Source organism: Streptomyces sp. TRM68367, from assembly GCF_014495685.1.
In the GTDB taxonomy this organism is placed as follows: Bacteria; Actinomycetota; Actinomycetes; order Streptomycetales; family Streptomycetaceae; genus Streptomyces.
Map to the genome: position 1 here is coordinate 15,825 of NZ_JACTVI010000046.1, position 11,654 is coordinate 27,478.

Here is an 11,654-nt window from a genome sequence, read left to right on the forward strand (position 1 = left end):
CCTTGCGCCGGACCCGACAGCCCGGGCCGGACTTCCCGCCTCGCCCCGGAAAACCGCCGACGCCCGGTTCAGCAGCGCCGCCCCCGCTCCGCCACCCCGTCCACCAGCGTGTCCAGCAGCCCCCCGAACACCTTCCGCTGCTCCTCCGTGAGCGGTGCGAGGATCTCCTCGGCCGCCTCCCGGCGCGCACTGTGCAGCTCCCGCAGGGCCTTGCGGCCGTCGTCCGTGAGCTCGATCCGGATCACCCGGCGGTTGGCCGGATCGGGCGCCCGGCGCACCTTGCCGCTCGCCTCCAGCCCGTCGACCAGCGTCGTCACGGCGCGCGGCACCACCTCCAGACGCTCGGCCAGGTCGGCCATGCGCGGCGGCGAGCCGTAGTGCGCCAACGTGCGCAGCAGCCGGGACTGCGCCGGCGTGACACCGAGATCGCGCTGCTGGAGGTGGCGCTTCTGGATGCGGTGCACCCGGCGCGTGAGCCGAAGCAACTGCTCGGCGAGCACGCCGTCGGGATCGGGGGTGGTCATGCGGGAACGATATCAGGACCACGCTCATTGTGAGCATAGGTAACAATGAGCTAAGCTCCGTCAGGCCTGTGCAGTTCCCGTGAGTATCCGGCCTTTCGTCTCCCGAAGGAGCCCATGCACCCCGACCACGTACCCGACTGGCACCCATCCGCCGACGCCGAGGAGCAGCCCCGGCAGGTGCGCCGCATCCTGCGTCTCTTCCGCCCCTACCGGGGCCGGCTGGCGATCGTCGGCCTGCTGGTCGGCGCCTCCTCGCTCGTCTCGGTCGCCACGCCCTTCCTGCTGAAGGCGACCCTCGACGTCGCGATTCCCGAGGGCCGCACCGGCCTGCTCACCCTGCTCGCCCTCGGCATGATCCTCAGCGCCGTCCTCACCAGCGTCTTCGGCGTGCTCCAGACGCTGATCTCCACGACGGTCGGCCAGCGCGTCATGCACGACCTGCGTACTGCCGTCTACGGCCGCCTGCAGCGCATGTCGCTCGCCTTCTTCACCCGCACCCGCACCGGCGAGGTGCAGTCCCGCATCGCCAACGACATCGGCGGCATGCAGGCCACCGTCACCTCCACCGCGACCTCCCTGGTCTCCAACGCGACCAGCGTGGTCGCCACCATCGTCGCGATGGTCGCCCTCGACTGGCGCCTGACCGTTGTCTCGCTGCTACTGCTCCCGCTGTTCGTGTGGATCAGCCGCCGCGTCGGCAACGAACGCAAGCGGATCACCACCCAGCGCCAGAACCAGATGGCCGCGATGGCCGCCACGGTCACCGAGTCGCTCTCGGTCAGCGGCATCCTGCTCGGCCGCACGATGGGCCGCTCCGACTCGCTGACCAAGTCCTTCGCCGCGGAGTCGGAGCAACTTGTCGACCTCGAGGTGCGGTCGAACATGGCCGGACGCTGGCGCATGGCCGTCATCACGATCGTCATGGCCGCCATGCCCGCCGTCATCTACTGGACCGCGGGCCTGGCCCTCCAGCTCGGCGGCCCCCAGGTCTCCATCGGCACCATCGTCGCCTTCGTCTCGCTCCAGCAGGGCCTGTTCCGCCCGGCCGTGAGCCTGCTCGGCACCGGCGTCCAGATCCAGGCATCGCTCGCGCTGTTCCAGCGCATCTTCGAGTACCTCGACCTGCCCATCGACATCACCGAGCGCGAGCGGCCGGTCCGCCTCGACGAGATCAAGGGCGAGGTCCGCTTCGAGCGCGTCGAGTTCCGCTACGACGACCAGGGCGACGCCATCCTCGACGGCATCGACCTCACCGTCCCGGCCGGGACCAGCCTCGCGGTCGTCGGTGCGACCGGTGCCGGCAAGTCCACGCTCGGCGCGCTGGTGCCGCGGCTGTACGACGTGACCGGTGGCCGCGTCACCCTCGACGGCGTCGACGTGCGCGACCTCGACTTCGACACCCTGGCCCGCGCGGTCGGCGTCGTCTCCCAGGAGACGTACCTCTTCCACGCCTCGGTGGCCGACAACCTCCGCTTCGCCAAGCCCGGCGCCACCGACGAGGAGCTGCACCAGGCGGCGAAGGCGGCTCAGATCCACGACCACATCGCCGCCCTGCCCGACGGCTACGACACGGTCGTCGGTGAGCGCGGCCACCGCTTCTCCGGCGGCGAGAAGCAGCGTCTGGCCCTCGCCCGGACCATCCTGCGCGACCCGCCCGTCCTCATCCTCGACGAGGCGACCAGCGCTCTGGACACCCGCACCGAGGCCGCGGTCCAGGACGCCATCGACGCGCTGTCGGCGGGCCGTACCACGCTCACCATCGCCCACCGGCTGTCCACCGTCCGGGGCGCCGACCAGATCGTGGTCCTCGACTCCGGCCGCGCCCTCGAACGCGGCACCCACGAGGAGCTGCTGGACCGGGGTGGGCGCTATGCGGCACTCGTGCGGAGGGACGCCCGACTTGAGCCGACAAACTGAAGATATGCCAGGTTTGTGACGATATGCGGGTTACCGTGCCCGCATGCAGATGAACACACCGCCACGGAGCCCGCGGGGCTCACGGGGCACGATCCGACTGACGCGCCGGGGCCGTATCGCCCTGATCGCGACCGGAGCCGTCGTGGCCGGCACCGCCGTGGCGGTGCCGCTGCTGAGCCTGGGCGCCGGCGAGCCCGAGAAGCCCACCACCCTGGTCATCCCGGAGGGCTGGCGCGCCAGCCAGGTCTACGGCGCCGTCGACAAGGCGCTCGAGCTGCCCGCGGGTACCACGAAGAAGTCCTTCACCAAGGCCAACCTGAAACTGCCGAACGACGCCGAGGGCAACCCCGAGGGCTACCTCTTCCCGTCGACGTATCCGCTCGACGAGAAGGCCACGCCCGAGAAGCTGTTGTCGTTCATGGTCGACACGGCGAACAAGAAGTTCAACGGCGCCCCGATCGCCGCCGGAGCGCAGCGCAATGCGATGAACGTCTACCAGGCCGTCACCATCGCGAGCATCGTCCAGGCCGAGGCCGCCACCAAGGCCGACATGGGCAAGGTGGCCCGGGTGATCTTCAACCGGCTGGAGCGCGGCATGCCGCTCCAGATGGACTCCACCATCAACTACGCGCTGGGCCGCTCCACACTGCGGACCACGGCGGGCGACACGCGGATCGACAGCCCCTACAACTCGTACCAGCGCATGGGCCTGCCGCCCACGCCCATCGCCAACCCGGGCGAGGAGGCCCTACGGGCCGCGATCAACCCGACCCCGGGCGACTGGCTCTACTTCGTCACGGTCAAGCCGGGCGACACCCGCTTCACCTCCGACTACGGCGAACACCAGCGCAACGTCGCCGAGTTCAACGCCCACCACAAGAGCGCGCGGACCAAAACGTGACCCGGCGGGACATCACGCGGCGGCCACCGGCTCCCTCGCCAGCAGCCGCCTGATGTCCCGTACGGCCGCGCGTCCGGCCCGGTTGGCGCCGATGGTGCTGGCCGACGGCCCGTAGCCGACGAGGTGGATCCGCGGATCGGCGAACGCCCGTGTCCCCGCGACGCGGATCCCGCCGCCGGGTTCGCGCAGCTTCAGCGGCGCGAGATGGTCGACGGCCGCCCGGAACCCGGTGGCCCACAGGATGACGTCGGCGGCCACACGCCGCCCGTCGCTCCACTCCACGCCGTCGGGCGTGATGCGCTCGAACATGGGCCGCCGGTCCAGGACTCCGTCCTCGATCCCCTGCCGGATCGCGTCGTCCAGCGGCAGACCCGTGACCGAGACGACGCTCTTCGGCGGCAACCCCTGCCGCACCCGCTCCTCGACCATCGCGACGGCCGACCGGCCCGCGCCCTCGTCGAACGGGCCCTCGCGGAAGACCGGTGGCCGCCGGGTCACCCACGTGGTGGCGGCCGCGTACGGCGCGATCTCCAGCAGGTGCTGGGTGCCCGAGGCGCCCCCGCCCACCACCACGACCTGCTGCCCCGCGAACTCCTCGGGCCCGGGGTACTGCGCGGTGTGCAGCTGGCGTCAGCGGTCGCCTGCGAAACCCTGCGTATGAGTCAGGATGGGGGCATGTCCGATGCCTTCACCACCCGGATCCTGAACGTCGCCACCGGCTCCTCGGAGCGCGTCGTCGACATCACGCGCGACTGCGAGGCCTTCCTGCGGGAGGCCGCGGCCGGGCGCGACGGTCTGCTGAACGTCTTCGTGCCCCACGCTACGGCGGGCGTCGCGATCATCGAGACCGGCTCCGGCAGCGACGACGATCTCCTGGCCACCCTGCACACCCTCCTGCCCGCCGACGACCGCTGGCAGCACCGCCACGGCAGCCCGGGCCACGGCCGCGACCACGTCCTCCCGGCCATCGTCCCGCCCCACGCCACGCTGCCGGTGGTGGACGGGCGACTGGAGCTGGGAACGTGGCAGTCGGTGTGTCTGGTCGACACGAACGTCGACAACCCCGACCGAAGGGTTCGATTGACTTTCCTGGGTTAGCCAAGACAGGAAGGGCAGCCCGAAGCTGGCAGGTTCAGCGGGCTTGAAGGGCGCCGCTGTCGATGAGGCCCTGTATGTAGGGCGGCCAGTCCCTCTCCAGGCTCTGGGCGATGCCGTTGTGCACGTCGCGCCGCAGTTGCGGGCTGACGTGCTCGACGCCGCCGTTCGGGTAGTGCAGGCGCAGACCGTCCCGGCTGGCATCGCACAGGATGGCGTGGGCCTTCTGCGTGAGGGTGAGGAACAACTGAGGGACAGGTGCGTTCAGGAGTTCGTCGATGACCGCCTCATGGTCGATGCCGAGGCTCGCCCAAGTCTGACCCTGCTTGTCGAGCCAGAGCGTGACGTCGGAGAAAAAGACGGCCTTTCCCGGCCCCTCGATCGCGTCGGTGGCCAGGGCGGACGCGAGATCGAGTGCGGTGCCGGCGCTCTGGCTGACGAGGGAGCGGGGGATCATCGACGGTGCGATGGCAGCCGCACACTCTCCCCAGTCGCCGCCGGTTTCGGCCGGCCAGGGCAGACCCAGCACGAACCATCCGGTCGGTGACAGTAGTGAGGCGCTCATCCTGCTTTCCTCCTTGATGTTGTGATCACGTTCTCTGATCCATTCCCCCGATGCGCTTCATAACGTGGATGAGCTGCCTGCCCGGAGGTCGGAATCGGTCAGACTTCGAGGTCCGCGTAGCGCACAACCTGGACGGTGAGGCCGACAAGCATGGCTGTTTCAGCCAGAGAGACCAGGAGCAGCGGCCACTGTGTCGGGCCGAGCAGCCAGTAGACGGCGAGGGACGCGAGCGGGGCCATGCAGAACGTCAGCAGATCCACGGCAAGTTGGAATCGCTTGCGGGAGTGCCGGTGCACATCGCGGCGGTGTGCGGATTCCCAGCCGAAGACCTCGCTCCGCTCCGGTGTGAGTTCCTTGAGACGAGGGGCCAGTTCGTCCCGTATGTACCGGCCGATGGCCGAGATCTTCTCGTCGTTGATCAGATAGGTCCAGCCGAGGGTGACCGACAGCGGTGGCAGCAGAAGCAGCATTTCGAGATGGCCGCCCCGAGTCAGCGTCGAGCCGACCACCGCTGCCATGACGCCGAGGGTGGCGTAGATGAGGTTGTCGCGGAAGCCGATACGGGCTCGCTGCTCCTGCTTGATCTGCTCGTACTCGGCGAGCAGGAGTTGGCCGGTTTCGATCACTTTTGTTCATTCTCCAGTCGGGCCAGCTGGGCCTCCAGTCCGCTGAGGCCGGTTCTCCCGGCGCCGCCCCGGAGGCGGGACAGGTCGGGGACCTCCAGGCGCAGTTGGCGGGCCAGGCGAGCGATGAGTTCCTCCGCCTCCTGTCGCGTGACCTGCCTCCGAGAGCCGAGGCGTTGGTCCAGGCGTTCCAGCAGGGCGTGCTTCCGTGGCGTTACCTCCGGGCACCACAGGCGGAAGAAGCGGCTGCCTGCCATGCGGTAGGTGCCGATGCGGGAACACGGGAGCCCGTTCTCGCCGAAGGCGGTGGCGGGCAGCGAGACGGACCAGGTGCCGTCGTCGTCCTGTTCCGGGGCTATGGAGTCGAGGTCCTGCTCGCGGAGCCAGTTCCGGGCGGCCCGCAGGACGCGCTCGTCCGCATCCTCGCCCTTCTCCTCGTTGTCGAGGGCGTTGACCAGCTCTGGAGCACGGGCGCAGAGCTCGCTGAGCTCCGGGTCATGCGCGGCCCCCGCCCCAGCCTGGCCGTAGACCAGGAGTCCGTCCCGGCCACGCACCAGATAGACCGGCAGGAAGGCGAGCTTCTCGTCCAGGCTCTCCAGCGCGTCCAGGGCGACGGGCAGATTGAACCGGGCCCGGTCCTTGCGGTCTTTGAGGCGGTCCAGTGCTGAGCGGTCGAAGCCGGATGTCATGTGGATCGGGGTGAAGCGCGGGTAGCGGTCGCTCCGCGTCGCGGTGGCCAGTTCGTCACCGGACAGCAGGGTCACGACCTCTTCGTCGTAGTGGGCCCGGGGCAGCGGGGTGCAGCTCAGGGCCTCGAAGTACAGCTTGCGGCGGTCCTGACGGGTGACCACATAGCGGATGTCGTCGTCCACGGAGCGCTGCCCCAGAGACGTCAGGGACAGACGGTCCTGGGACTCCCGCAAGTGGCCGATCGCGGTCAGGAAGCGCACGGCCTGCGCGACCAGGGCACGGTCCAGGGCGAAGAACGCGGCGAGTTCGTCGACGGTGTGCAGGGCGCCGTGGCGCAGCCCGCGCTCCAGGAAACGGTCGATGAGGAAGAAGTCCTCGCCCTCGGTGATGTCGGCGCGGATCTCCACCTGCCAGACGGGCAGGAGCAGGGCGTGGAGCCAGGTGGGCACCATGCCCTGGCCGAAGGCGGCATCCTCCAGGACCCGCTCCTCGGGGAAGGGCATCAGGCGGCGCGCGGTCGTCACGGTCGGCCTCCTCCCGGGGCCAGGCCAGCGGCTTCGTCAAGGCCCGGGGCGGCTTCGGCGAGCGCCGCCACGACGTCCTGGTAGTCCCACAGGTCGCCGCGGTCGAGCAGATGCTGGTGCATGTCCTCGACGAGAGCGCGGAAGCCGGGGTCGTCCGCGCGGAGCAGGGTACTCAGGTCACCCATCAGCACCAGTTGGCTCTTGGCGCGAGTGAAGGCGACGTTGGCGCGGCGCAGCTCTTTCAGGAAGCCGATCCGGCCCTCGCGGTTGCTGCGCGTGAAGCCGTAAAGGACGACCTCGCGCTCCCCGCCCTGGTAGGAGTCGACGCTGCCGACCGAGGCATCCGCGAGCTGGGAGTCGCCGATCAGGGGGGTGAGGTGGCGGACGACCTCCAGGCGCTGCGCGAGGTAGGGGACGATCACCACCCACTCGGAACCCCGCCGGTGGTAGAAGGCGGCGAGACGGGCCAGGAGGCGCGCCTCACAGGTGTTGAAGGCGCCTCTGCGGCCGCGGCGCTCGGTACCACGTCCACTCGACTCGTGACGTACACGGTCGGGCAGGGCGGCGGTGTCGACGAAGGCCATCGGGCTCGCGAACAAAGGGTCGGTGTGCCGGTGTTCCTTCTCGGTGAGCAATTCTCCCCGGTAGAAGGCGGCCGAGATGAAGTCGGCGATCTCGGCGGGCATCCGGCGCTGCCGGGTCAGCTGGACGACATGCGAGGAGGGCAGTCCAGCACGCAGCTGTTCCAAGGCGCTCTGCGACATCAGCCGGACCAGTTCGGGGTCGCCGACGCCCTGGACCCAGTCGGCCACCTCGGGGTCGTGGAAGGGCGGCAGTTGCCGGTCGTCGCCGACCAGAACGCCGCGGCGGACCCGGGTCAGTGGCACCAGCGCATCCGCGACGCCGATCTGGCCGGCCTCGTCGACGATCCCCAAGTCGAAGTCGACTCCGGACAGTTCGGAGCGGGACGCGGCCCCGATGCAGGTGGCGCCGACCACCTGGGCGTAGCGGACGAGTTCGGGCACCAACTGGCCCGGCTCCTGGCCGATGGCGGCTTGCCACTGCCGGGCGAGTTCCTGGCGCCGGGAGAGGAGCGGCAGCCACGCCTCCAGCTGTCGGTGCAGAGCGTGCAGTGCCGCTGCCGAATCGGCCGCATCCGGCAGTCGAGTGGGCGCGGACACGCCAGGCATGACCGTGCCAAGCGCCCGGACGGCCATGTCGGCGGCCTCGTGGGCGGACTGAAGCCCTTTGCCGAGCCGATGCTCTGCCGCCTGGCGGGCGGCCAGGGCCGAACTGACGGCAGGGGACTCGCGGACCGCGCGGTCCGCCTGGGCGCTCGCCGCTTCCGCCTGCCGACTCAGCTCAGGGCCCAGCGCCTCAAGCCGCTGAATCTCGTGCCACACCGTGGTCAGCTCCTCTTCTCCGCGGCGGGCCCTTGAGCGGTGCAGCCGACCGGTCAACCGGGCGTTGGACCGCTGCTGTTCGGACTGCACCTTCATCTGGAGCCGCGAAGCCCGCTCGGTGAGCACCTGCCGAGCCGACTCCCGTTCGCTCTCCTCGTGTTGGAGTGATGCCAGCCGCTCCCGGGCCGGCGCTGCGGCCGCTTGAACCGCGTCCTGCAGACGCAGGGCCGCGGCCCTCTCGTGCTGGATCAGGTCGTCCACCTGGTGGAGTCGGGTGGCGAGCTCTGCCGTCCAGGGCGCGGCGGCCTCCGCCTCTCGGTAGTCCTGGGTGCGCTGGACCATCGCGTGCCGGATTCCGTCGGACAGGTTCTCCGACTGTTCCTCCAGGAGCAGTGGTTTCACATCGGCGTGGACCGTGCTCTCGTCTCCGACCCGGATCACCACGAGATCCGGTGGCAGCCGGGCCAGCACGTTGTCCACCGCGCGATTGGTGTGGGAGGTGACGAGGACCCGGCCGCCGCCGGTGGCGGCCGTGATCGCGGTGGTGTGGGCGATCTCGGTGATGGTCCGGGTCTTGCCGGTACCGGGCGGGCCGAGCACCACCAGGAGGTCCTCGGTTGTCAGCGCCTTACGGAAAGCTTCGAGCTGTTCGGGGTCGAGCTCCTCGTGCGGCCGCGCGGTCGTGGCCGGGATGGTGCGCACGCGGTGCTCAACCACTGCCGGGAGCAGACCGGGATTCTTGGTGTCCCCCGTGCGGAGGCTCGCAACGGCCTGCCGCTGCTTGTTGAAGACCACGTTGCTCGGGATGAGTTCCAGTGCTCCGCGAGCCGGTATACGTTCCCACGACACGGGCTGGTCGAAGCGGACGGTGACGGAACTTTCCGTGGTCCGGCCTACTTTGCCGCGGGTCTCCGTGTCACCCTGAATGCGGACAAATGTGCCGCCCGGCGGTAACTCCGGCCCGATGAGCTGGAATTCGTAAGCCGACTGCGGAGCGCTGCTGCGTCTGCCCCCGGTGGCGGTCACGCCCTGATACAGAAAGGGGTCGGCCTCGCGCTCTTCCCGGGTGGTGATCTCCTCGGTCGCGTCGACCAGCCGGTCCACCGTGTCGAGGAACTCCGACTGGGCTTCGCTGACGGAGGGGGTCTCTCGCTGCTGCGTGTGTGCTTGGCCGAGACTCTGCCAGGCCTCTTCAAGGTCCTGCCACTGGGCGTCCGAGCCCTCGGGCACCGCCCTCAGCTCGAACACCATCTGCCAGACGGGCGGGCGCACCAGGAGACAGGACCGGGCAAGGCGCGCGTGGTCGGCGAGGCGCAGCGGATCGATGTGTTTGACGAAGTAGCCAGTACCTCGGTTCGTTGCTTCGAGGCGCAGCCGGTACGTACGCGTGTGAACCAGCAAAGACGGTTTGTACCTGCCGTTACCCGAGCTGACGCTCACGGCGGCGCCGCCTTCGAGCTGATTCAGATCGTGGATGATCTGCGAGACATCGCGCGGCAGCCCGGCGCTGGACTCGGCCTTCGTGCGGAGCTGTTCGTCCAGGGTGAGCCCCGGGACGAGTACCAGCGGAGCGCGCAGGGCGACGGTGGTGACGGACATCGGCGCTCCTCAGCGCTGGGTCGGCGGGACGGACGACAGCTCGCGGGCGGCGGCGAGCAGGGCGAGGCGGAGCGTACGGACGCCCGGGCGCGCGCCCGGGTCCTGCCGCAGTGCACCGGCGACCACGTGGGCGAGGCTGTCCGGTACGGAGGCCGGGGCGACCTGGGGAGACAGCCCAGGTGGGCCGGGGGCGGGGGTTCGGCCGGCCAGCGCTCGGTACAGCAGCGCGCCCAACTGGTAGACGTCGGTGGCAGGTCCGGGGCGGAAGCCGGAGCCGTACCGCTGCTCGGGTGCCTGATAGGGCCCGGGGTTCTCGCCCGGGCGGGGTGGCAAGGTGGCGAGGCCGAAGTCGCGCAGCACCATGTGCGGCCGGTTCATGACGACCGCGGTCGGCCGGAGCGCCCGGTGCGAGAGATTCTCGCTGCCCAGCCGCTCGATGACTTCGGCCACCTCGGCGAGCCCCTTCACTGTCGACCACAGCCGCAGCGAGTCTGTCGGCTCAGGTCGCTCGGGCAGCAGTTCGTGCAGGGTCTCCAGGGGACGGCCGAGCTTCGGGTCGGCGGGCCAGGCCAGAGCCAGGGTGGCGGTGTTCCCACGACGGGTCAGCTGTACGACGTCAGGGCCCCGTAAGGCACGGCACAGCGCGGCCTCCTGTTCGAGCGCGGCCAGGGGGTCGAAGCGGCCCGGACCGGGCAGCGGCCGTACCCACTCGACCTGACGCAGCCAGGCGTACGAGCCGCGGGAATCCCGGTCGGACACCACACGTGCCACCGCCTGACGCCGTACCACGTCGCCGTCCCGCAACTCGTGGAGAAGGTCTCCGGGACCTTCGTACAGCAGGTACTCCCGTCCCTCCACCTCGACGGTTGGCCGGCTGTCCCAGGCTGCGGGGCCGGAGCCGCGGTCGGGTCCGGACACCACGACGACCGCGGGCCCCTGAGGCCGCTCTTGGGCTGGGCGCCTGGCGGGGCGCAGGTCCCGCAGCACCCGCAGCGCGAAGGCGGCGGCGTGCCGTGACGCCGTCTCCTGGGAGCCCGCGGCGTCGGACGTGGCCTTGCCGGAGTCAGCGAAGTCGCTGATGCCGCGGACAGAGAGCGTCCGCACCGCGCGGTGCATCCTGGCCGCGTGGGCAACGCCTTGGCTCTCCATGTCGACGGCCACGGCATCGTTGTAGTGGCTGCGGATCCGGCGGGCCGTCTCGGAGTCACGGGAGCCGATCAGCACATCGCCCGAGGCGATCGGCTCGAAGTGGACCCTGGGCGGCGCGGCGGGCCGTGTATCCGGGGAGAGGAAGGCCCATGGGTTGTTGCGGCGGGCGGAGCGCACCAACTGGTCGACGTCGTACGCCGGTTCCCAGGCATCAGGCCGAGCGTTGAACCCGTCCACGCTCTCACGGCCCCCGTGATAGCCGTAGACCTTCCTGGCGACGACGACGTCACCGAGGCGGAGATCGTCCTTGAGCGCACCGGCGACGCCGACGAAGAACACTGCCTCGGCTTCGAAGTACTCGATCGTGGGCTGCGTGACCAGCGCAGCACGGGTATTGGTGGGGCCCGTCTCGGCCAGCGCCACTTCCCAGTCGAGGCCGGGTATCCGGCCGACGTCGACGAGGGTGCCCTGTGGCAGCTCGACCTCGCGGACATCCTCCAAGTGCCGACGCACCGCTTCGTACTCCACCTGTAACGCGGTGAGTACGACCACGGTGGGCCGCGGCCCCCTCGCTCCCGCCAACGGAACCCCTCACCTTCACGGGATCTGCGACCTGACCTCACGACTCCGGCCGGTGATTCCGCCCGGCACATGAAGTGGAGGG

At 70.1% G+C, this 11,654-nt stretch carries 9 protein-coding genes and 1 pseudogene; 3 read left to right on the forward strand and 7 right to left on the reverse strand.

Features of this window, described 5'->3' with window-relative positions:
- Window positions 1–68 precede the first annotated feature (68 nt).
- Window positions 69–524: a MarR family winged helix-turn-helix transcriptional regulator gene (locus H8R17_RS26260; RefSeq protein WP_187825682.1), complete on the reverse strand. Its 456-nt coding sequence runs from the start codon at window positions 522–524 to the stop codon at window positions 69–71.
- 114 nt (window positions 525–638) lie between these two features.
- Between H8R17_RS26260 and H8R17_RS26265 the strand changes: the two genes are divergently transcribed.
- Window positions 639–2,441, forward strand: a complete 1,803-nt coding sequence (locus H8R17_RS26265; RefSeq protein WP_187825683.1) for an ABC transporter ATP-binding protein — start codon at window positions 639–641, stop codon at window positions 2,439–2,441.
- 43 nt (window positions 2,442–2,484) lie between these two features.
- The gene (gene mltG, locus H8R17_RS26270) at window positions 2,485–3,342 is read left to right on the forward strand and encodes an endolytic transglycosylase MltG (protein ID WP_187825684.1); all 858 of its coding nucleotides are present in this window, start codon (window positions 2,485–2,487) and stop codon (window positions 3,340–3,342) included.
- A gap of 12 nt (window positions 3,343–3,354) precedes the next feature.
- Here the strand turns inward: mltG and H8R17_RS26275 are convergent.
- A pseudogene (locus tag H8R17_RS26275) lies at window positions 3,355–3,972 on the reverse strand (FAD-dependent oxidoreductase); the annotation flags it as partial.
- 45 nt (window positions 3,973–4,017) lie between these two features.
- Here H8R17_RS26275 and H8R17_RS26280 point away from each other — a divergent pair.
- Window positions 4,018–4,440 (forward strand): secondary thiamine-phosphate synthase enzyme YjbQ, encoded by a 423-nt coding sequence (locus H8R17_RS26280; protein ID WP_187825685.1) that lies wholly within the window; start codon window positions 4,018–4,020, stop codon window positions 4,438–4,440.
- A gap of 34 nt (window positions 4,441–4,474) precedes the next feature.
- On the opposite strand, the gene H8R17_RS26285 is transcribed toward H8R17_RS26280, so the two are convergent.
- The 5 genes from H8R17_RS26285 to H8R17_RS26305 all read right to left on the reverse strand — a co-directional run bounded on the left by H8R17_RS26285 (window position 4,475) and on the right by H8R17_RS26305 (window position 11,572).
- A complete protein-coding gene (locus tag H8R17_RS26285; protein WP_187825686.1) occupies window positions 4,475–5,002 on the reverse strand; it encodes a hypothetical protein in 528 nt (175 codons plus the stop codon).
- 98 nt (window positions 5,003–5,100) lie between these two features.
- Complete coding sequence (locus tag H8R17_RS26290; protein WP_187825687.1) at window positions 5,101–5,628, reverse strand: hypothetical protein; 528 nt, start codon at window positions 5,626–5,628, stop codon at window positions 5,101–5,103.
- Entirely contained in the window at window positions 5,625–6,839 is a 1,215-nt protein-coding gene (locus tag H8R17_RS26295; RefSeq protein ID WP_187825688.1) for a hypothetical protein, read from the reverse strand. Before H8R17_RS26295 ends, H8R17_RS26290 begins: the two co-directional genes overlap by 4 nt.
- Window positions 6,836–9,841, reverse strand: coding sequence for a DEAD/DEAH box helicase (locus tag H8R17_RS26300; protein WP_187825689.1), 3,006 nt, complete (start codon window positions 9,839–9,841; stop codon window positions 6,836–6,838). The genes H8R17_RS26295 and H8R17_RS26300 overlap by 4 nt, the downstream gene beginning before the upstream one ends.
- Window positions 9,842–9,850: 9 nt before the next feature.
- Complete coding sequence (locus H8R17_RS26305; RefSeq protein WP_187825690.1) at window positions 9,851–11,572, reverse strand: hypothetical protein; 1,722 nt, start codon at window positions 11,570–11,572, stop codon at window positions 9,851–9,853.
- Window positions 11,573–11,654: the final 82 nt, after the last annotated feature.

Bases quoted from the DNA above. Each gene is read 5' to 3' on its own strand.
- H8R17_RS26260 (WP_187825682.1), bottom strand. From the start codon at position 524: ATGACCACCCCCGATCCCGACGGCGTGCTCGCCGAGCAGTTGCTTCGG.
- H8R17_RS26265 (WP_187825683.1), top strand. From the start codon at position 639: ATGCACCCCGACCACGTACCCGACTGGCACCCATCCGCCGACGCCGAG.
- mltG (WP_187825684.1), top strand. From the start codon at position 2,485: ATGCAGATGAACACACCGCCACGGAGCCCGCGGGGCTCACGGGGCACG.
- H8R17_RS26280 (WP_187825685.1), top strand. From the start codon at position 4,018: ATGTCCGATGCCTTCACCACCCGGATCCTGAACGTCGCCACCGGCTCC.
- H8R17_RS26285 (WP_187825686.1), bottom strand. From the start codon at position 5,002: ATGAGCGCCTCACTACTGTCACCGACCGGATGGTTCGTGCTGGGTCTG.
- H8R17_RS26300 (WP_187825689.1), bottom strand. From the start codon at position 9,841: ATGTCCGTCACCACCGTCGCCCTGCGCGCTCCGCTGGTACTCGTCCCG.